This window comes from Stenotrophomonas forensis (assembly GCF_028752115.1).
GTDB classification, from domain to species: domain Bacteria; phylum Pseudomonadota; class Gammaproteobacteria; order Xanthomonadales; family Xanthomonadaceae; genus Stenotrophomonas; species Stenotrophomonas forensis.
In genome coordinates, this window is the sequence record NZ_CP082270.1 from 3,686,691 (window position 1) to 3,707,864 (window position 21,174).

A 21,174-nucleotide genomic window follows, 5' to 3' on the forward strand; every position below is an offset into this window, starting at 1 on the left:
TCAATCGGACAACCAGTCGCGCCACGGCAGGCTAGTGTCGCCAAGGGCAATGAAATCGCCGTTCAACAGGGTTTCGCGGCGGTTGTAGCGGAAGGGCTTGCCGGTCGCTGCCGACAGTACCGCGCCGCCCGCGGCGTGCAGCACGCACTGGCCGGCGGCGGTATCCCATTCGGAGGTCGGGCCGAGCCGCGGGTAGACGTCCAGGCCGCCTTCGGCGATCCGGCAGAACTTCAGCGACGAGCCCTGGGCAATGGTCTCGATGCGGCCCATGCGGGCCAGCAGTGCCTCGGTCTGCGGTGAGCGGTGCGAGCGGCTGGCGGCGACCCGCAGCGGCGCGGTGGCCGGCGTACGCGTGCGCAGCACGGTGTCGTGCAGGCCCTGGCGCCGGTAGGCCAGCTCGCCACGCATGGCATGCCAGACGATGCCGGTGACCGGGGCCAGTACCACGCCGAAGGCGGGCGCGCCCTGGTAGATCAAGGCGATGTTGACGCTGAACTCGCCGTTGCGCTTGACGAACTCGCGGGTGCCGTCCAGCGGGTCGACCAGCCAGTACGCGCCCCAGTGGCGACGCTGCTCCCATGGCACCTGCGCCGATTCCTCGGACAGGACCGGAAGCTCCGGGGTCAGCTGCTGCAGGCCCTGTTCGATCACCTGGTTGGCGGCCAGGTCAGCCGCGGTGACCGGGCTGTTGTCATCCTTGATCCGCACGTCGAAGCCACCGGCATACACCTGCATGATGGCCTGTCCGGCTTCCTGGGCGATGGCGATGGCCGTCTCGCGCAGGTCCGTGGTCAGCTTGATCATCGCGCTCCCTGCAGCCACTGGCGGGCGATGAACAGCGCTGCCAGCGAGCGACCCTCGGAGAAGTCCTCGCGCAGCATCAGCTGGTCCAGCTCGGCCAGCTTCCACGGCACGACCTCCAGCTCTTCCGGCTCATCGCCGGGGAGCTTCTCCGGGTAAAGATCGCGTGCCACCACCAGCCACGACTGATGGCTCATGTAGGTCGGGGCCAGGGTCATCGCGCGCAGCACGTCGACCCGGCGCGCACCGTAGCCAGCCTCTTCCTTCAGCTCACGGTCGGCCGCCTGCTCGGGCGTCTCGCCGGCGTCGATCCGGCCCTTGACCAGGCCCAGCTCATAGCGATGCATGCCGGCCGCGTATTCACGTACCAGCAGCACGGTCTCCTCGTCGAGCATCGGCACCACCACCACCGCGCCATGGCCACGGCTGACCAGGCGCTCGAAGCGGCGGTGCTCGCCGTTGGAGAATTCCAGGTCCAGATGCTGGCGCTGGAAGGGACCGTTCTCTTCATCGGTGATCCGATGGATGATCGGCAAGCGACGGCCGGCACGGTCATCGTTCATGCGGAGTCTCCGCGGCGGCCGGCGCCTGCGCCGGGGCCGATAGAATGTGCAGGCAGCAACATGTTCATGAGCCCGAAATGCTAGCAGACCCAACCCCCTCCCCGCTGGCCCGCCAATGGCGGCAGCGCGACCTGCAGGTGCTGTGGCACCCGTGCACGCAGATGCGCGAGCATCCGCACACCCTGCCGCTGGTGCCGATCGCCCGCGGCGAAGGTGCCTGGCTGATCGACCACGACGGCAATCGATACCTGGACGCGGTCGGCAGCTGGTGGACCAACCTGTTCGGCCACGCCGAGCCGCGCATCGGCGGCGCCATCGCTGCCCAGGCCGGGCAACTGGAACAGGTGATGCTGGCCGGATTCGGCCACGAGCCGGCCATCATCCTGGCCGAGCGCCTGCTGGCACTGGCGCCGCGCCAACCCGGCCGCGAGCCGCTGGCCAAGGTGTTCTACGCCGACAACGGTTCAGCCGGCGTGGAAGTGGCGCTGAAAATGGCCTTCCAGTACTTCCAGAACCGCGGTGAGTCCCGCCGCACCCGCTTCATCTCGCTGGAGAACGGCTACCACGGCGAGACCCTGGGCGCCCTGGCGCTGGGTGACATTCCGCTGTACCGCCGTGTCTATGCGCCGCTGCTGGCCGAAGGCCTGTTCGCGCCCTCGCCCGATGCCTACCTGGCCGAGCCGGGCCAGAGCCCCGCCGACCGTGCGCGCCAGGCCGCCGACGGGCTGGCCACGCTGTTCGACCAGCACCCGGGCGAGATCTGCGCGGTGATCCTGGAGCCACGCCTGCAGTGCGCGGGCGGCATGCGCATGCATGACCCGTCCTACCTGCAGCGCGTGCGCGAACTGTGCGACGCACACGGTGCGTTCATGATTGCCGACGAGATCGCCACCGGCTTCGGCCGCACCGGCACGCTGTTCGCCTGCGAACAGGCCGGGGTGATGCCGGACCTGATGTGCCTGTCCAAGGGCCTGACCGGCGGCTTCCTGCCACTGGCCGCGGTGCTGGCGACACAGGCGCTGTACGACGCCTTCCTTGATGACTCGCGCGAGCGTGCGTTCCTGCATTCGCACAGCTACACCGGCAATCCGCTGGCCTGCGCGGCCGCCCTGGCAACGCTGGACATCTTCCGCGACGACGATGTGATCGCCCGCAATCGCGGGATTGCTTCGGTGATGGGCACGCTGGCGGCACCGTTTGCCGATCACCCGCATGTGGCCGATGTGCGCCAGGCCGGCATGGTGGTGGCGTTCGAGCTGTCGCGTGGCGGCAACAGGCAGACGCCGTTCGACCCGGGCCTGCGGCTGGGGCTGCACGCCTACAAGGCCGCGCTGAAGCGTGGCGTGGTGCTGCGCCCGCTGGGCGACGTGCTGTACTGGATGCCACCCTATTGCGTGGACGACGAACAACTGGAGCTGCTGGCACATACCACGCTGGCAGCGATTGACGAGGCGATTGCATGCGCGTGACCCGCTGCCCCATCGACCTGGCGCTGCACAGCGGCCAGACCCTGGCCCTGCCGGAAGAGACCGCCAACCATCTGGTGCGGGTGATGCGCCTGCGCGAAGGCGATACCTGCGTGTTGTTCAACGGCGACGGCCATGACTACAGCGCCACCCTCACCGTGGCCGGCAAGCGCGAGGTTCAGGTCCGCATCGACGCAGTGGACAGGGTGGACAACGAATCACCGTTGGCGATCACCCTGCTGCAGGGCATCGCCCGTGGCGAGAAGATGGACCTTATCCTGCAGAAGGCCACCGAACTGGGCGTCGCGGCGATCATTCCGGTCAACGCCGAGCGCACCGAGGTGAAGCTCGACGCCGCACGCGCCGAGAAGCGCGTAGCGCACTGGAACAACGTGGTGACCTCGGCGTGCGGCCAGTCGGGGCGTGCGCGTATTCCACCGGTGGGTCCGCCGCTGTCACTGGCGCAGGCTGCGGCGGCACTGCCTGCCGATACGTTGCGGCTGACACTGGACCCGCAGGGCGCGCATCGGCTGTCGACGCTGGACGCCGCACCCGCCGGCGGCATCGTGATTGCCATCGGCCCGGAAGGCGGTTGGTCGCCGCGCGACCGCGACCAGTTGGCGGCGGCCGGGTTCCAGGGATTGCAGCTGGGCCCGCGCATCCTGCGCACGGAAACCGCCGGCCTAGCCGCGATCGCGGCGCTGCAGGCACGGCTGGGAGACCTGGGGTAAGGCTCGTTTGCTGGTAGTGCCGGCCGCTGGCCGGCACCCACGGGATCATGCGGTTGCCGGCCAGCGGCCGGCACTACCGGGAATTCAAAGTGCCCGGCGGATGTCCGATCAGGCAGCCAGCGAATCCAACGCGGCTTCCAGCGCGTCCAGGTTCGGCAGCAGCGCGCTCTGCTCCCCCAGCAACACGCGCATGTGCACGATCTGCGGCAGGGTTTCCTCGGAGGCGTCAGCCAGCAGGCCGTCACGCGGCACCGAGATCAGCTGCGGGAAGTTCTGCGTCAGCAGCGCGTAATAGGGACGCTGGGCGTTACCCGACAGGGCCTTCAGCACCACCACCTTGTTGTGGCCCCCCACGGCCTCCTCGCCGAGTCCGGAAAGCCGCGCGAACGATACCAGTGGCACCTGCCAGCCATGCCAGCCGATTTCCCCGACCAGCCAGCGCGGCGCGTCGGCGACCGGCTGCACCGGCACGCGCGACATCATTTCCGCCACCGTAGCGTTGGGCAGCAGCACGCGTTCGCTGCCGGCCTGGATCAGGACGCCGCGGATTTCATCATTGCTGGCGTAGCTCATGGTGCCTCTCCGTTGTCATCCTGCTCACCCCAGCGCGCGGCGATGGCCTGCGCCAGTTCCTGCGGTTCACCGGCAACCATGCCGGCGGCAACGACAGCGGTGGCCGCCGCCGGGTCATAGCAGCCCTCGCCTACCTGCCCGGCCACCCAGGCCCCGGCAGCGGCGAGGTCCAGCGCCGGCCCGACGTGGGACAGATCGGCGCCGCTGAGCAGCACCAGCGCGGTGTATTCGGCCGGCAACGCTGCGATCGAGATACCGGCGGCATCGCTGAGGAAATGCAGGCCGTCGCTGGCCGCCTGTACACCGATGTCGTCGGCCAGCACGTGCACTTCACCGGGTACGGCGCGCTGGCCGGCTTCGGCCAGCTGCACCGGCAACGGCGACACGCGCGCCATCTGCTTGACCAGGTTGCCGTAACGACCGCCATCCAGGCGCATGTGCACCAGCACCGGCACGCTCAGCGCAGGCGGCAGCGCACCGAGCAGGCGGCGCAGGGCATCCGGCCCGCCGATACCCGCCAGCACCAGCAGCGAACCGGCGCGCGCGCCGGCCGGTGCCGCAGCATCCAGGTCGACCAGGCTCAGGTGATCGGTATCGAAAGAAGGCAACGGCGCTTCCACCGCAGCGCTGTGCGCAGCGGCGGCCGGTGCATCCGCCACGTCATCGACCAGCGACCACGCCGTGTGGTCGAACGACATCGGCGGTGCGGCCGCGGCCACAGGTGCGGCCACCGGAGGCGACGGCAGCGGCGATGCCTGCAGCGGCTCGGGCAGCACCGGCTGCAACGCAGCCAATGCCTGTTCCAGGGCGACCGGTTCGTGCAGGTGCGCCGGCGGCGAGTACAGGGTGTCAGCCGGCACACCGTCGGCCCAGCTCAGCGCCTGCTCCAGGTGCGGTTGCAGGGCTTCTTCCTGCGGCGCCGGTGCCGGTGCCGGATGGCCCGGCTCCAGCTGCAGGCTGGGTTCTTCCTCGGCGCCGGGCGGCAGCACCTGCTGGTGACCATGCAGCTTGGCCGCCAGATGCCGGCCCCAGCGCTGCGCGTCCCAGCCATCCCGGCGCGCCGCCAGTTCGGCCTCGTCGAATACCAGGGTCAGGCCCGGCGCGGACAGCACGGGCTCAAGGCGCTCCAGCGCATCCTCGATGGCCGCCTCCAGGGCGATCACCACGATCTGCGGACGGGCATCCTGCAGCAGCTGCGGCTCCAGGCCGTTCGGGTCGTCTTCCAGCACCAGCTGCACATCGGCGTGCGACAGTGCCTCGCGCAGGCGCTCACGCGCCGCACCCGGGCGGGCAAGCAGGGCGACGGCCGGGGCCGGATGGGCTTCACTCACGGACACGGGCGATCCCCAGCAGGTCGTACACGTTACGCATCAGGTCCAGTTCCTGGTAAGGCTTGCCCAGGTAGCGCTGGACACCGATCTCGAAGGCGCGCTGGCGGTGCTTGTCGCCGCTGCGCGAGGTGATCATCACGATCGGCACCTCCCTGTAGCGCGGGTCGGCACGCATGGCGGTGGCGAGCTCGTAGCCATCCATGCGCGGCATCTCGATGTCCAGCAGCATCAGGTCGGGCACGCGCTCTTCCAGGCGCTCCAGCGCTTCCACGCCGTCGCGGGCAACGCTGACCTCGAAGTTGTGGCGTTCGAGGATGCGGCCGGTGACCTTGCGCATGGTCAGCGAGTCGTCGACCACCATCACCAGCGGCACCTGGCGCTCCTGGCGCGGTGCGTTGGCCAGTACCGGCAGCGTCGGGTTGGCCAGAAAACGACGCACCAGCGGTGCAACGTCGAGGATCACCACCACGCGGCCATCGCCAGTGATGGTGGCACCGTAGATACCTGGCACCGAAGCAATCTGCAGGCCGACCGGCTTGACCACGATTTCACGGTTGCCCAGCACCTGGTCGATCGCCACGGCGGCACGCAGGTCGCCGGCGCGGACCAGCAGCAGCGGCACCTGGTCCTGGCCGTCGGCACGCGCCGGGGCCTGGCCGACCAGGGTGCCAAGGTCGTACAGCGGGTAGTCTTCGCCGCTGTAGCGGTAGCTGCTGTCGGCCGCTTCAAAGCGCTCGCGCGACAGGCGGCCGATACCACTGACCGAGGCGACCGGCACCGCGAAGGTGGTTTCGCCGATCTGCACGAACACGGCCTGGGTGACGGCCAGCGTCTGCGGCAGGCGCAGGGTGAAGCGCACGCCCTGGCCGCGTACCGACTGGATGTCGACCGAGCCACCGAGCTGGCGCACCTCGTTGCGCACCACGTCCATGCCCACGCCACGGCCCGCCAGCTGGCTGACCTGGTCGGCGGTGGTGAAGCCGGAAGCGAAGATCAGGTTGTCCAGTTCCTGCTCGTTCGGCTGCGCATCGGCGGCCAGCAGGCCACGGTCGATGGCGCGGCGGCGGATCGCTTCGCGGTCCAGGCCGGCGCCGTCATCGGCCACTTCCAGCACGATTTCCGAACCTTCGCGGTGCAGGCGGATGGCAATCTCGCCTTCCTCCGGCTTGCCGGCGGCGCGGCGCTGTTCCGGTGCTTCCAGGCCATGGGCCACGGAGTTGCGCAGCATGTGCTCCAGCGGCGCGACCATGCGGTCGAGGACGTTGCGGTCCAGTTCGCCGTGGGTGCCTTCCAGGGTCAGGTGAACCTGCTTGCCGGTGTCCAGGCCCGACTGGCGGACCACCCGGCGCAGGCGCGGCACCAGGCCATCGAACGGCACCATGCGCGCGCGCATCAGGCCATCCTGCAGTTCCGAACTGACGCGCGACTGCTGCTGGAGCAGCGAGTCGTACTGGCGCGACAGGTCATCGAGCACGCCCTGCAGGCCGCCAAGGTCGGCCGCCGATTCGTTCAGTGCGCGGCTCAGCTGCTGCAGCGTGGAGAAGCGGTCCAGCTCCAGCGGATCGAACTTCTGGTCGGCCTGGTCCTGCTCGCGCTGGTAGCGGGCAACGATCTGCGCCTCGGTTTCCAGATCGAGGCGGCGCAGCTGGTCGCGCAGTCGCGCATTGGTGCGCTCCAGTTCGCCCATGGCGCCGCGGAAGGCACCGAGCTGCTGTTCAAGCCGCGAACGGTAGATCGCCACTTCACCGGCGTGGTTGACCAGGCGGTCGAGCAGATCGGCACGTACGCGCACCTGTTCCTGCTGCGGTCGCGCCAGCGGGTCTTCTTCGACCATGCCTTCGATCGGCAGCGGTGCCGACAACGGAGCGTCGACCATGGCGGTCGACGGGCTGTCGGCCGGCGCGGGTACGCTCTGGCCCACGCTGGCCGCGTGGACGGCCGCGGCGGCGGCGATATCGGTGGTGGTGCGGACGTCGAAGGCGTCGACCAGGTCCTGCGCCGGCTCGACCACGCGATGGGCACCGGTACGGGTGAGCAGCTGGTGCAGGCGATCGAAGCCACGTTCCAACAGCTGCACGTCACGGCGCTCGATCTCGGTGCGGCCGGCGGCCACCGCTTCCAGCAACGATTCGATGCTGTGGCCAAGGTCGCCGATGGCATTGATGCCGGCCATGCGTGCGCCACCCTTCAGGGTATGCAGGTCGCGCTGCAGGCCGGCCAGCACCTCGCGGTCCTGCGGCGCATCGCGCAGTTCGCTGATCAGGCCATCGCAATGATCCAGCAGGTCCTTGCCTTCCTCGACGAAGATGTCGACCAGCTCGCGGTCATACACGCTGAAGTCGAGTGCCTCGGCGCTGTCCGTGCCTTCTTCCCCGGCAACTGCTTCAACATGGGCCGGTGCACTGGGCGCGAGATCGATCTCGACCGGCTCGACGTCGGTAGGCACGGCGGCCTGGCCCGGTGCGTCTTCGAGTTCGAAGAAGCGCACCGGCGCTTCGGCATCCACTGGGGGCTGCCCATCCACCGTCGCCGGGGACGGCTGGTCGGCGCTCTCTCCTTCACCGACCGCCGCCTCCCCGCCGACGTCCGCATCCTCGGCAAAGGCGTCTGCCTCGCCTGGCGCGAGTTCGCTGGCCTGGAGGCCGAGCACGGGCCACTGCCCGTCGTCGTCCAGGGTCTGCTCTTCGTCGATCACGTGCAGGCCGGCCTCGAGCGCGGCTGCCAGCGTGACCGGTTCTGCAAAACCCGGCACAGCCATTTCATCCTGCAGGCTCGACAGCCCGCTGTCGAGTGGCAGTGCAGCAGCTTCGTCGATGAAGCGGCCTTCGCTGTCCAGTCCGTCGGCGGACGACTGCGTATTCAGGTCGATTGCGACAGCTTCTGCGACCACAGGCAGTTCATCGGCGTCGCGGTCATCCACCGGCAGCGCGCTGGCGTCGAGGTACGGCGACAGATCGTCTGCAGCCGTCAGGTCGGCTTCGGCGTCCGGCGTCGGTGCGGCGTCCGCTTCGGCCACTGCTGCAAGCGGCGCATGCTCGACCGGCTGGATCGATTCAATCGACCCGATATCCACACTGGCTGCGTCGCCCTCAGCCGGCACCGCCGGCCATCCGGCATCGAAGTAGCGCGACAGATCATCGCTGCCGGTCAGCTCGGCGGTCTCCAGGCCCGCGCCGATCGCGTCCGTGCTCTCCGCTGTCTGCACTTCGGCAGCACGCGGTTCCAGCTCCGGCTCGTCAGCCTCGGCTGCGGCAGCATCCGCTACCTCGGCAGCCTGCGTATCGGCTGCGGCCTCAGACGCTGCTTCGGCCTCCAGCGCCAGATCGTCGTCTTCGTCTTCCAGCCCGACCATCGGCCAGCGCGCTTCCGGCAGTTCGCCGGCCAGCGCCTGCAGGCGCTGCACCAGTGCTTCCTGCGGTGCAATCCGCGGCTGCTCGGCCTGCAAGGCTTCCATGGTCGCGGTGATCGCCTGCGCGGTCGCGTCCAGCGCGGCCACGCCTTCGTCACCCGGCACCACATCGGCGGCCAGTGCACGCTTGATGTAGGACTCGGCGCCGCCGGTGACGGCGGTGATTTCCGGCACTTCGGTCATCGCGAAGGCGCCATTCATGGTGTGCACCGCGCGCAGCAGCGCGTCGCTGACCGGCTGCGGCGCCTGCTGCGCCGAACGCAACCAGTCCTGCAGAGTCGCCTGGTGCACTTCCACTTCGGCTTCGAGGATCTCGCGCAGCACGCTGTCGATGTTGGCGGGCGTGCCCACAGCCTCGGGTGCCGCCTCAGCATCAGTGTGTACCGATGCAATCGCTTCGGCTTCGAGAATGCGGCTGATCTCGTCCTCGCCTTCGGCCTCGGTCTCGAGCACGGGTGCCAGCGGTGCAGCTGCAACCGGCAGCGGCACGTAGTAGGTCTCTTCACCGGCGCCGACACGATCGGCAATGGCCTGCATGGCCTGCAGGTCCACGCTGATGCGCTGGCCGTGGCGCAGCGCGGCGTTCAGCTGCGGCAGCGCGGCATGCGCGTTGTCGACCATGGCAAGCACCGCCGGCGAGGCCGGGCGGCTGCCATCGAGCACGCGGTTGAGCATGCCCTCGATCTTCCACGCGAACTCGCCCAGGGTGCGTGCACCGACCAGGCGGCCACTGCCCTTGAGGGTGTGGAAGATGCGGCGGATCGGCCGCAGCCGGTCCATGTTGTCCGGCTGCATGCGCCATGCCGGCAGCAAGGTGCCGAGATTGGCCAGTTCGTCGTCGAACTCTTCCAGAAACACCTCGCGGATGTCCTCGTCGATGTTCTCGGCGTCATCGTCGAAGCCTGCTTCGAAGCCGGCCTCGGCATCCGCCGCAACGGGCGCTTCGGCAACGGTCGGGGCAGCCACGGCCTGCGGATTGAAGTCCGCGGCGGCCGCACTCAGCTCGGCGAAGAACTGCGCGTCGGCTTCGCTGAAATCGATTGGTGCGATGGTGTCGATGTCGATCACCGACACCGCGGGTGCATCCGCAGGCGCGGCGTCCAGTCCGGCAACCGCCGGAGCCTCGTCCGCCACCGTTGCCGGGCTGGCGTCGACGATTTCCAGCGACGGGTGCAGCCCGGCATCGTCGTCCAGCGACAGCGTCTCCATCGCATGCAGCGACAGCACATCATCGGCGTTGTCCAACGCGTCGGCGTCGAAGCGGAACACCACGTCGTCGTGCGCCGCCACAGCGTCGTGCTCGGCGGCCACCGGATCGAACACCGGCGCGGCATACGCATCGGCGTCGATTCCTGCCGTCGCATCTGCGTCCTCGTCGGCGTCGACAGCGACCGCATCCGCCCGTGCCGACGGCACGGCCTCCGAAAGCGTCCACTGTGCCGCAGCGCCCTGCCCTGCATCGTCCTGTTCGAAGCTGACCGGATCAAAGCTGGCAAAGGTCGGGCTGCGCTCATCATCGGCAGATGCGAGCGGGTCGGCATCCGGATGGAACGGCGCAAGATCCCATTGCGGGACGTCGGGGGCGGGCGCACTGGAAGCGGCGAAGACCAGCGCCGTCTCCGCGTCGTCCTGCAGCGACAGCGGCGCGGTAGCGGCGTCGATCGCGGTGGAGCCCAGCGCACCGAACATCAGGCGGTTGTCGACAACCTCTGCCGCGGGTGCGACCGGTGGCGGATCGAAAGTGAAGTCCGGCAGCGGCACCGGCACGGTGCCTGCCGCAGGCGCGGCCGGTTGCACCGGAATCTCGATGCGCTCCGGCTGCAGGGCCTCGGCCTGCAGCGCAACCGGCTCACGTTCGACCGGCTGTGCCGCGAACGGTGCCGGCTCGCCCGCGTTGCGGTCCGGCAGCGGCCAGTAGCGCAGCGCCTCGAGGCTGCTGCGGGTGATGTCGAGGATGTCCTCACGACCCGGACGACGGTCGCGCAGGGCTTCCAGGTAGTACTCCAGGCTAGCCATGGCGTCGGCCAGGGTGTCCAGCTGACGACCGCTGGGCACGCGCTGGCGCCCGATCAACTCGGCTTCGATGTACTGCTGCACACCGCGCAGGTAGTCGGCAGCGGTGCCCAGATCGAGCATGCGCAGTGCACCGGCCACATCGCCCAGCAGGCGCGGTACATCCTGCAGCTCGGCATGGTTCCAGCTGGTTTCGATGAAGGCGACGAAGTGTTCGCGCGCCGCCGCGAAGTTGGCGATCGCTTCGTGCGCCAGCACTTCCACCGTGCGCCGGTTCTCGACCGCGCTCGGGTCGTCCTCGCCACTGCCGCCGGCGCCCAGATGGGCCACCTGGTCGTCCAGCGAGGCATCCACGTAAAGCAGCGCGCCGGCAATATCCAGCAGCAGGTTCTCGTCGATCTGCTGGCGGCCGTCGACCACGCCGCGCAGCGCGTCGCGCTGCTGCACGACCACACCACGGGCCACGCCCAGGCCCATCATGCCCAGGGTATCGGCCACCGCGCCCAGTTCGTTGGCCTGGGTCTGCAGCTGCTCCGGTGCACCGCCGGTACGCAGGTGCAGGTCCAGCGCATCCTTGATGCGCAGCAGTTCTTCCTTCACCGCGCTGCCGACGGTATCCAGCAGTTCGCGGTTGCGCCCACTCAGGCTGCCACGGGCATGGTCCAGCTCAGCCTCGGTGGCGGTGACGCTGTCCGGTGCGAACGCCAGCAGCACGCTGTCGTGCACGCCGTCCTCGCCACGCGCCGCGCGGATCTCGTTGAGCAGCGGCATCAGCACGATCGGAATGTCGCGGTGGCCGTTCTGCAGGCGTTCCAGGTAATCGGGCAGCAGCACGCTGCCGCGCATCAGGGTCGCGCAGGCCTCGTCACGATCAGCGACGCGGCCAGCACCAATGGCATTGGCCAGCTGTTCAAGCTCTTCGGCCACCATTGCCGGGGCGTACAGCTCGACCATGCGCAGGGTGCCCTGCACCTGGTGCAGGAAGCCGGCGCAGATGCGCATGCGGCTGGCATCGCTGGGGTCTTCCGCGTAGTACTCGACCTCGTTGCGCACCTGGCGCAGGGTCTCGTCCAGCTCGGGCTTGACCCAGCCCAGCGCCGCGTGGCTCATCGCATCGCGCAGACTGCTCATGGACGCGCTCCGGTCGCCGCCGCGCGGGGGCCGCGCGAATTCTGGCGTGGGAAATGGAAATGCTTCATCGAGGGGTTCCTTGCTCGCCGCCCTGCCCGCGTCACGCCGGCAGCTTGAAGTCGGCGACCGAACGACGCAGGTCGGCCGCCAGCTGCGCCAGGTGGCCGATCGATTCGGCGGTCTGCCCGGCACCCTGCGAGGTCTGGCCGGTGATCTGCCGGATCACGCCCATGGTGCGGGTGATGTCCGAGGCCGCCGCGGACTGCTGCTGGGCGGCGATGGAGATGTTCTTGATGAGGGTGTTCAGTGCATTGGACACGCGCTCGATCTCGGTCAGCGCTGTGCCCGCATCCTCGGCCAGGCGCGCACCGGACACCACTTCGGCGGTGGTCTGCTCCATCGAGGTGACCGCTTCGTTGGTGTCGGCCTGGATCGCCTGCACCAGGTTTTCGATGCGTCGGGTCGCACCCGAGGTACGTTCTGCCAGGCGCTGCACTTCGTCGGCCACGACCGCGAAACCGCGACCGGCCTCGCCCGCCGAGGCGGCCTGCACGGCGGCGTTCAACGCCAGGATGTTGGTCTGCTCGGAAATGTCGTTGATCAGTTCCACGATCGAGCCGATTTCCTGCGACGACTCGCCCAGGCGCTTGATGCGCTTGGAGGTTTCCTGGATCTGGTCGCGGATCTGGTCCATGCCCTGGATGGTCTCGCGCACCACGCCGGCACCCTCGGCGGCGATCACCACCGAGCGCTGTGCCACGTCGGCCGATTCGGCCGAGTTGCGCGACACCTGCTCGATGCTCGCCGCGATTTCGCCGATGCGGTCCGAGGCCGAGGTGATCTGGTTGGCCTGGTGGCCCGCCGCCTCTGCCAGCTGCATGGCGGTCGCCTGGGTTTCCTGGGTGGACAGCGCGACCTTGGCCGAGGTGTCGTTGATGGTGGTCACCAGGTGGCGCAGTTCGTCGACCGCGTAATTGATTGCGTCGGCGATGGCGCCGGTCATGTCCTCGGTCACCGAGGCCTTCACCGTCAGGTCGCCCTCGCCGAGCGAGGAGATTTCATCTAGCAGCCGCATGATCGCCTGCTGGTTGCGGCTGTTGAACTCCACCTGGGTCTGGTAGCGCAGTTCCTGCTCGCGCGAGCGGCTGCGCACGTTGGTGGAAACGAAGCCGATGATCGCGATCAGCGACAGCGCGCCGGACACCACGCCGATCCAGAAATTCGGGAACAGGCGGGTATCGGACACCGAGCCGAACGAGGAGAACGCTTCGAACAGCTTGCGGCTGTCATCCAGCATGTGCGCCGAGCCCTGGCCCAGCGCGGTGGCGGCCGACTGCGCGGCGAACAGCTGGCGCGAGCTGGCCAGGATCGCGTCGGCGTCCTGCTTCATCGCCTCCCACTTCTGCTGCGATTGTTCCAGCGCGGCGATGGCGGCGGCACCGCGTACGGCGGTGATGCCCAGTTCGTCGTTGCCGTTGCGCAGACCGTCGAGCACCTGCGAGAACACGGTGATGTCGCGGGCCAGCGCGTCACCGGCGGTGGCCGCGGCGCTGCCACCGGCACGCATTTCGGTCACGCGGCGGGCCATCGAGCCGGCCACCACCACCTGCTGCAGCGCGCTGTACACCTGCGCCGACGGAGCGCCGGAGGCCGACATCGCGCGCACCAGCTCGTTCAGCTGGGCCTGCAGGCCCGGCACCGCGCCGGTGAAGTTGTTGGCGTTGCCGGCCAGGGCCAGCACCGCCGGTTCGCTGGCAACCAGCTGCCCGGCCTGCTTGCCCAACGGCGCCCAGGTCTCGCCCAGCGTGGCAATGGCACCGGACACGCCGGGCTCCTTGCCGTAGCGCCCCTGCAGGGTCGACACGTTCTGCTCGATCGCATTGCGGGTCGCCTTGAAGGCGGTGAACGCCTGCGCGTTGCCGCCGACGGCGTCACGGCCCTGGTTGGCCAGCTGCTGTGACAGCACCTGCAGGTCGGCCGCCTTGGAACCGGCATCCGCCAGGCGGCTGCCCTGCCAGGTGGCGACGCCGGTGTTGACGCCGAACAGGATCATCGATGCCAGCAGCAGGAACAGCCAGAGGTTGCTGCCGCCCAGCCGCAGCTTGCCGGATTTGGTGGCGTCCGAAGCAGTACTCATCGTTCAACCTCGATCTTCAATGCAGGGGGCGATGCCCGGCCTCAGGCCGCGGCTTGCCGGAATTCAGGGGTGCGCGACAGCAGCGAGAGCGAGAACACGCCCCAGTCGTGGCCGTCGGCATGGAAGGCGCGGTCGACGAAATGGCCGTAGCGCCCTTCGGCCAGCGTGCCGGCCGCGATCTGCTGGTCCAGTTCGAAGCTGCGCTGGCCGAACAGTTCATCGATGGTCAGCGCGACGTCGCCACCGGCCTGGCGCATGATCAGCACGCGCTGGCCTTCCTGCTGCACGGTACGCGTGCCTTCCAGGAAGTACTTCAGGTCGACCACCGGAAACAGGTTGCCGCGCAGGTTGCCCACGCCCAGCAGCCACGGCTGTGCACATGGCACCGGGGTCACCGGCGGCATCGGCACGATTTCCACCACTTCGCGGAAATCGGATACCAGCCGGCGCTGGCCGACGCGGTAACCGACGCCACGCCACAGGTCCAGCGCGAACTGCCGTTCGGGCAGCTGCACCGCGTGGGCCAGACTGCGCCGTTCGTAGGCTTCAAGGATGTCGAAGGGCGAGCGCATCAGGCCACCAGTTCGTTGATCCGCGCGATCAGTTCATCCTCGCGCGGCGGCTTGACGATGTAGTCGGCCGCGCCCTGGCGCAGGCCCCATGCCTTGTCGGTTTCCATCGCCTTGGTGCTGACGATGATCACCGGGATATGCTTGATCGCCGCGTCGCGGGCCATGGCCCGGGTCGCCTGGAAGCCGCTCATGCCGGGCAGCACCACGTCCATCAGCACCAGCTGCGGCACCTGGTCGCGGACCAGCTGCAGTCCATCCTCGGCGTTGTCCGCTTCCAGCACCTCATGGCCGGCACGGCGCAGCCACTGGGTGAACACCGCGCGGTCGGTCGGTGAATCCTCGATCAGAACGATACGAGCCATTGTGCCTTTCCCCCCTGGTCAGGCGTTGACGTATGTGCGGATGGCACCCAGCAGTTCTTCACGCGTGAATGGCTTGGTCAGGTACTGCTCCGAGCCGACGATGCGTCCCCGCGCCTTGTCGAACAGGCCATCCTTGGACGACAGCATGATCACCGGGGTCGCCTTGAACAGCTGGTTGCCCTTGATCAGCGCACACGTCTGGTACCCGTCCAGGCGCGGCATCATGATGTCGACGAAGATGATCTGCGGTTGCTGGTCTGCGATCTTGGCAAGCGCTTCGAAGCCGTCGGTGGCGGTGACCACCTCGCAGCCTTCGCGCTTGAGCAGCGTTTCCGCAGTCCTGCGGATGGTCTTCGAATCATCGATGACCATCACCCGGAGTCCTGCGAGTTCCCCGCCCGCAGTCGTGTTTTCAGTCATTGCCTATCCCCAAGCGCACGGCCCGTTCTCTGGCGGGGGCCGCTACGAAAGCGTATCTATATCGCACTTTCCGCGCCCGCTTCAAGGCCGGCCCACGGCGCAGGGGGTGGCGGCCGGCTGAACGTGACGGGGTTCGCAATGATTGCGCTGCCGCCGGGCGGACGCTGCGTTGCAGTACGGCAGGGAGGCGCGCGGCCGGCGTTGCCGCTACCATCAACGCCTTGCCTGACAGGTGCGCCCATGCCGTTGAACGTCATCGTGGTGATGGACCCCATCGCCCACATCAAGATCGCCAAGGACACCACTTTCGCCATGCTGCTGGAAGCCCAGCGCCGCGGCCATGCCCTGCACTACGTGCGCCCGGGCGGCCTGGCCCTGGAAGGCGGCGTTGCGGTGGCCCAGACCGCGCCGCTGCAGGTGCGCGACGACCCGTCCGGCTGGTATGAGCTGGGCACGTTCAGCCGTACCGAGTTCGGCCCCGACCAGATCGTGCTGATGCGCAAGGACCCGCCGGTCGACGCCGAGTACATCTACGACACCCAGGTGCTGGACGTGGCCGCCGCCGCCGGCGCCTGCGTGGTCAACAACCCGCAGGGCCTGCGCGACTACAACGAGAAGCTGGCCGCCCTGCTGTTCCCGCAGTGCTGCCCGCCGACCCTGGTCAGCCGCGATGCCAAGGCACTGAAGGCGTTCGCACTGGAACACGGCCAGGCCGTGATGAAGCCGCTGGACGGCATGGGCGGACGCTCGATCTTCCGCAGCGGCCAGGGCGATCCGAACCTGAACGTGATCCTGGAAACGCTGACCGACGGCGGCCGCAAGCTGGCGCTGGCCCAGAAGTTCATTCCCGACATCACGGCCGGTGACAAGCGCATCCTGCTGGTCGATGGCGAGCCGGTCGACTACTGCCTGGCGCGCATTCCGCAGGGTGACGAATTCCGCGGCAACCTGGCCGCCGGCGGCCGTGGCGAAGGCCGCCCGCTGAGCGAGCGCGACCGTTGGATCGCCGCCCAGGTCGGACCGGAAATGAAGCGCCGCGGCATGCGCTTCGTCGGCCTGGACGTGATCGGCGATTACCTGACCGAGGTCAACGTGACCAGCCCGACCTGCGTGCGCGAGCTGGACGCACAGTACGGCCTGAACATCGCCGGCACCCTGTTCGACGCACTCGAGGCCGGCCTGCGTTGATGGCTGCCGCGCCTGCCGTGCTGCCCCCGCCACCGCGCGAAGCGCAGCGGCTGGGAGCGACCATCGCGCTGTCGGTCGTGGTGCACGCCCTGCTGATCCTGGGCGTGGGCTTTGCGGTGAAGGGCGATGCGCCGCTGGTGCCGACGCTGGAGGTGATCTTCAGCCAGACCCGCACCGCGCTGACCCCGAAGCAGGCCGACTTCCTTGCCGCGGCCAGCCAGGAAGGCGGTGGTGAGCACGACCGTGCACAGCGCCCGCGCGACAACCAGGCCGGCATCGTGCCGCAGGCGCAGGCCGGGGTGAGCCCGGTGCCGCAGCAGCAGCAATCGGCCGCGCCGGCTCCGCCGCCGCAGGCACGCGTGGTCAGCAGCCGCAATGGCCAGGACACCGTGGCGCAGGCGCAGGCGCGGCCCACGCCGGAGCAGCCCGAACCCGATGCGCCGCTGAGCGCACGCGAGCAGCGCGACGTGGAAATGGCGCGACTGGCGGCCGAGGTGCATCTGCGTTCGGCGCAGTACGCCAAGCGCCCGAACCGCAAGTTCGTGTCGGCCAGCACGCGGGAATATGCCTATGCCAATTACCTGCGTGCGTGGGTCGACCGTGCCGAGCGGGTGGGCAACCTGAACTATCCGGACGAGGCCCGGCAGCGCCGCCTCGGTGGCCAGGTGGTGATCAGCGTGGGCGTGCGCCGCGATGGCAGCGTGGAAAGCAGCCGGATCCTGCGTTCGAGCGGCACGCCCTTGCTGGATGAGGCGGCGCTGCGGGTGGTGAAGCTGGCGCAGCCGTTCCCGCCGTTGCCGAAGACAGACGATGCGATCGACATCCTGCAGGTCACCCGCACGTGGGTATTCCTGCCCGGTGGCACCCTGCACGACGATCGATAGGGTTTTGCTGCCCGGGCCTGCGGCCCGGGACCCGCTGCGAAGCAAAGTCAACGTCAACGTCAACGTCAACAGCAGCGGTCGGGATGTTGGGCTTGGCGGGGCGGTGTGGGCTTGCAGGACACGCCGTGAACCCATCCCTGGGGGCTCGATGGCGCCATCCATGGCGCCAACGGTCCTGCAAGCCCACACCGCCCCACCTCCGACAGATCGCGGCGCCTCATCGCTGTTGGTGGGTGTCGACCTTGGTCGACACACATCCACGCCACGCGTGGATGCGAGCGAAGCGATCGGCTTTTGATTTTGATTTTCTTTTTTGATTTTCCGTGGCGGACGCACACGGAAACTGTCAAAGGCTGGGCGGGGTGGGTTCGCGGGGGTATCCGCGCCATGGATGGCGCGGCTAAGCCCCCAGGGACGGGTTCACGGCGTCCCCCGCGAACCCACCCCGCCCGGCCAAGCGCGGCTTTTGATTTACGCGATCAACCAACCCCGCCACGAGGGGCTCAGCCGTTGGCCTTCGCCTTCGCCTCGCGCGCGGCCTGCTGCTCGACCAGGGTCAGCGCCACGTTGTCGCGCAGGTACGCCGGTTCGACCTTCTCCGGTGCAATGGCCTCACCGCGCGCGAAGGCCGGTACCGCCAGCGCCAGCACATCCGACGCACGCGGCAGTGCAGTGGCATCGAAACCGCGCAGGCCTGCCCCCAGTTGCGCCACCAGAGCGCCTTCGGTCGCGCCGAACCCGGTACCGACGCCGTAGGCCGACAGCCCTTCCGGCAACGCCACCGCAGCCGGTGCGCACACGCGCTCGGCATCGCATGCAACCGGCAGGCCGTCCACGCGTTCGAAGCGTGCGACATACAGTTCGCCCATCCGCGCATCGATCGCCGACAGGATCTGCGTTTCTTCTGCCGGCGCCCGCAGCGCCAGCACCTGCAGCGTCGACACCGGCAGCAGCGGGCGGTCCAGCGCCAGCGCGATGCCCTGGGCAATGGCGATGGCCAGGCGCACGCCAGTGAACGCACCGGGGCCGCGGCTGAGCGCGATGCCATCCAGCTGGCGGCGGCTGATGCCGGCTTCGGCCAGCAGCGCCTCCGCCCACGGCAGGCTCAGCTCGGCATGCCGGCGCGGGGCGATCTCGAAACGTTCCAGCACCTGCCCATCGACATGCAGGGCAACGGAACAGGCTTCGGTGGCGGTTTCAAAGGCGAGCAGTTTCATCGGATCAGGTCAGAACAGGGGGAACGTGGCGCCGGGCGCCAGATCCGGGCCCGCCGCAGCGGTGGCCGGAACGGCATCATCGGCCACGGGTGCCCATTGTGGCGTAAAGAAGGCCTGCACATCGGCCAGGCTGCGGGTACGGCGGAACGGCGGCAGCGAATCGAGGAAGACCCGGCCATAGCCGCGATTAAGCAGGCGCGGGTCGCACAGCACCAGCACCCCGCGGTCGCTCTCGCTGCGGATCAGGCGGCCGACACCCTGCTTCAACGCGATCACCGCCTGCGGCAGCTGCTCGTCGCGGAACGGGTTGCCGCCCTGGCTGCGGATCGCCTCCAGCCGTGCCTCGTACACCGGGTCGTCCGGAGCGGCGAAGGGCAGCTTGTCGATCATCACCACGCTCAACGCTTCGCCGACCACGTCCACGCCCTCGCGGAAACTGGCCGAGCCGAGCAGCACGCCATTGCCCGATTCGCGGAAGCGCTGCAGCAACGTCGCGCGGGGCGCCTCGCCCTGCACGAACAACGGCCACGGCCCGTCGCGCAGCGCCTCGGCGGCTTCGCGCAGGGCACGATGCGACGCAAACAGCAGGAATGCCCTGCCCTGCGACGCCTGCAGCACCGGCCGCAGGGTCTGGATCAACGCGGTGCCGAAGCCACGCGCGGCCGGATCGGGCAGGCCTTCGGGCAGGTAGCACAACGCCTGCTCGGGCCAGTTGAACGGACTCGGCTGGACCAGGGTGTGCGGATCGTCCAGGCCCAGCCGCGTGGCGATGTGATCAAAGCCACCGCCTACGGTCAGCGTAGCGGAGGTGAAGATCCATGCCGCCCGGCTGCGTTCACGGTGCTCGCGCAGCGGCCCGGACACATCCATGGGCGTGCGCTGGCAGCGGAAACCACGCGGGGTGAGCTCGTACCAGAGCACATCGGCAGCACCCGCCACGTCCGCAGGGTCGGTGTCGAAATCCAGGCTGGGCTCATCATCGCCCAGCCAGCGGCTGAGCCGCGAGACCGCTTCGCGCGCCCGCGCATGGCAGGCATCCAGGCCAGCGGCAGCTTCGCGCAGTGGTTGCAGTGCCTGCTCCAGCGTCACCAGCCCCGCCATCACCGTATCGAAGCCGTCGCGCACCTGTGGCATTGCCAGTGCGCGCCACTGCGTGCCGCGCGATGGCAGGCCCTCCATCGCTGTACGCAACGCCAGCAGCGCCTGCTGCAACTGGTCGACCGGCTCCTGCAGGGCCGACTGCGCACCGCCCACGCCTCGCGCTTCGGCCAGGCAGTCGCGGCCGAGCTCCTGCCACGGGCGCATGCCGAACCCCTCGCCGAAGAACTGCGCGGCCAACTCGGGCAACTGATGCGCCTCGTCGATGACGAACGCCTGCGCCCCCGGCAGCAGTTCGCCGAAGCCATCCTGTTTCAATGCCAGGTCCGCCAGCAGCAGGTGATGGTTGACCACCACCACGTCGGCCGCCTGCGCACGTTGCCGCGCACGCACCACGAAGCAGTCGTCCCAGAACGGGCAGTCGGTGCCCAGGCAGTTGTCGACGGTGGAGGTGACCATCGGCAGCAGTGGTGAGTCGTCGGCCAACCCGTCGAGCTCGGCGATGTCACCGAACTCGGAGCGACCGGACCAGGCCAGGATGCGCTGGAACTGCGCCGCCTGTTCCGGGCTGGAGAATCGTGGCTCGCCACGCGCCTGCTGCAGGCGATAGCGGCACAGGTAGTTCGCACGCCCCTTCAGCAGCGCGCTGCGCAGGCCGACGCCGAGCGCCTGGCGCACGCGAGGAAGATCGCGGTGGTAGAGCTGGTCCTGCAGCGCGCGGGTACCGGTGGAGATGATGGTACGCAGCCCGGACAGCAGTACCGGCACCAGGTAGGCGAAGGTCTTGCCGGTGCCGGTACCGGCCTCGGCCAGCAGCAGATCGCGCTGCTGCAGCGCATCGGCGATGGCTTCGGTCAGGCGCAACTGCGCCGGACGCGGGACGAAGGCGTCCAGGTGCGAGGCGAGCGCGCCGCCGTCGCTGAGGGCTTCGCGGCTGGCATGGACAAGGTCGGACATCAGAAGGAAAGGATACCCGGCCGGGCGCTGCCCGGCACCCGTTTCAGGCCAGAGCACCAGCAGCGGCAACGGCAACAGCGTTTGTTCATGGCTCTGGGTTGTACTGAGGGCTGGCAGGGGACTGCGGGTTTGCGGGGACGCCGTAAACCCATCCCTGGGGGCTTGGCCGCGGCATCCATGCCGCGGACACCCCGCAAACCCGCAGTCCCCCGCCTTCGACAGTTTCCCCGTGACGGAGGGACGCACTTCGTAGAGTCGAGCTTGCTCGACTGGTGGTTCAGAAGCGGTGGGAGTAACGGGGAAAGAAGAAAGGAAATGGCA

Annotated in this window: 15 protein-coding genes; 4 read left to right on the forward strand and 11 right to left on the reverse strand. The window is 68.8% G+C overall.

All coding sequences use genetic code 11. The features are described 5' to 3' along the window. Nucleotides 1-804 carry a 3'(2'),5'-bisphosphate nucleotidase CysQ gene (gene cysQ, locus K5L94_RS17040; RefSeq protein ID WP_053450542.1) on the reverse strand — a complete coding sequence of 268 codons (804 nt, stop codon included), beginning with the start codon at nt 802-804 and terminating at the stop codon, nt 1-3. Further along, nucleotides 801-1,364, reverse strand: coding sequence for an ADP compounds hydrolase NudE (gene nudE, locus K5L94_RS17045; RefSeq protein WP_006464605.1), 564 nt, complete (start codon nt 1,362-1,364; stop codon nt 801-803). Before nudE ends, cysQ begins: the two co-directional genes overlap by 4 nt. A gap of 77 nt (nt 1,365-1,441) precedes the next feature. Between nudE and bioA the strand changes: the two genes are divergently transcribed. Beyond that, complete coding sequence (bioA, locus tag K5L94_RS17050) at nt 1,442-2,833, forward strand: adenosylmethionine--8-amino-7-oxononanoate transaminase (RefSeq protein ID WP_274510914.1); 1,392 nt, start codon at nt 1,442-1,444, stop codon at nt 2,831-2,833. After that, entirely contained in the window at nt 2,824-3,561 is a 738-nt protein-coding gene (locus K5L94_RS17055) for a 16S rRNA (uracil(1498)-N(3))-methyltransferase (RefSeq protein ID WP_053450544.1), read from the forward strand. The genes bioA and K5L94_RS17055 overlap by 10 nt, the downstream gene beginning before the upstream one ends. 108 nt (nt 3,562-3,669) lie before the next feature. On the opposite strand, the gene K5L94_RS17060 is transcribed toward K5L94_RS17055, so the two are convergent. The 7 genes from K5L94_RS17060 to pilG all read right to left on the reverse strand — a co-directional run bounded on the left by K5L94_RS17060 (nt 3,670) and on the right by pilG (nt 15,509). Then, a complete protein-coding gene (locus K5L94_RS17060) occupies nt 3,670-4,134 on the reverse strand; it encodes a chemotaxis protein CheW (RefSeq protein WP_053511044.1) in 465 nt (154 codons plus the stop codon). Then, nucleotides 4,131-5,471 carry a chemotaxis protein CheB gene (locus K5L94_RS17065; RefSeq protein ID WP_274510915.1) on the reverse strand — a complete coding sequence of 447 codons (1,341 nt, stop codon included), beginning with the start codon at nt 5,469-5,471 and terminating at the stop codon, nt 4,131-4,133. Before K5L94_RS17065 ends, K5L94_RS17060 begins: the two co-directional genes overlap by 4 nt. After that, complete coding sequence (locus K5L94_RS17070) at nt 5,458-12,018, reverse strand: Hpt domain-containing protein (RefSeq protein ID WP_274510916.1); 6,561 nt, start codon at nt 12,016-12,018, stop codon at nt 5,458-5,460. The genes K5L94_RS17065 and K5L94_RS17070 overlap by 14 nt, the downstream gene beginning before the upstream one ends. Before the next feature lie 100 nt (nt 12,019-12,118). Next, nucleotides 12,119-14,155, reverse strand: coding sequence for a methyl-accepting chemotaxis protein (locus K5L94_RS17075; protein WP_008266837.1), 2,037 nt, complete (start codon nt 14,153-14,155; stop codon nt 12,119-12,121). 41 nt (nt 14,156-14,196) lie between these two features. After that, nucleotides 14,197-14,727 (reverse strand): chemotaxis protein CheW, encoded by a 531-nt coding sequence (locus K5L94_RS17080; RefSeq protein WP_006464979.1) that lies wholly within the window; start codon nt 14,725-14,727, stop codon nt 14,197-14,199. After that, nucleotides 14,727-15,089, reverse strand: a complete 363-nt coding sequence (locus tag K5L94_RS17085; RefSeq protein ID WP_005410717.1) for a response regulator — start codon at nt 15,087-15,089, stop codon at nt 14,727-14,729. Before K5L94_RS17085 ends, K5L94_RS17080 begins: the two co-directional genes overlap by 1 nt. Before the next feature lie 18 nt (nt 15,090-15,107). After that, entirely contained in the window at nt 15,108-15,509 is a 402-nt protein-coding gene (gene pilG, locus K5L94_RS17090) for a twitching motility response regulator PilG (protein WP_005418455.1), read from the reverse strand. A gap of 240 nt (nt 15,510-15,749) precedes the next feature. Here pilG and gshB point away from each other — a divergent pair, with 240 nt between their 5' ends. Beyond that, nucleotides 15,750-16,697 carry a glutathione synthase gene (gene gshB, locus K5L94_RS17095; RefSeq protein ID WP_274510917.1) on the forward strand — a complete coding sequence of 316 codons (948 nt, stop codon included), beginning with the start codon at nt 15,750-15,752 and terminating at the stop codon, nt 16,695-16,697. After that, a complete protein-coding gene (locus K5L94_RS17100; protein ID WP_053450548.1) occupies nt 16,697-17,581 on the forward strand; it encodes an energy transducer TonB family protein in 885 nt (294 codons plus the stop codon). Before gshB ends, K5L94_RS17100 begins: the two co-directional genes overlap by 1 nt. A 503-nt stretch (nt 17,582-18,084) precedes the next feature. On the opposite strand, the gene tsaB is transcribed toward K5L94_RS17100, so the two are convergent. Then, complete coding sequence (gene tsaB / locus K5L94_RS17105; protein ID WP_164088090.1) at nt 18,085-18,798, reverse strand: tRNA (adenosine(37)-N6)-threonylcarbamoyltransferase complex dimerization subunit type 1 TsaB; 714 nt, start codon at nt 18,796-18,798, stop codon at nt 18,085-18,087. 9 nt (nt 18,799-18,807) lie between these two features. Further along, on the reverse strand, nt 18,808-20,853 hold the full coding sequence (yoaA, locus tag K5L94_RS17110) for a DNA repair helicase YoaA (protein ID WP_053451369.1): 2,046 nt from the start codon (nt 20,851-20,853) through the stop codon (nt 18,808-18,810). Nucleotides 20,854-21,174 lie beyond the last annotated feature (321 nt).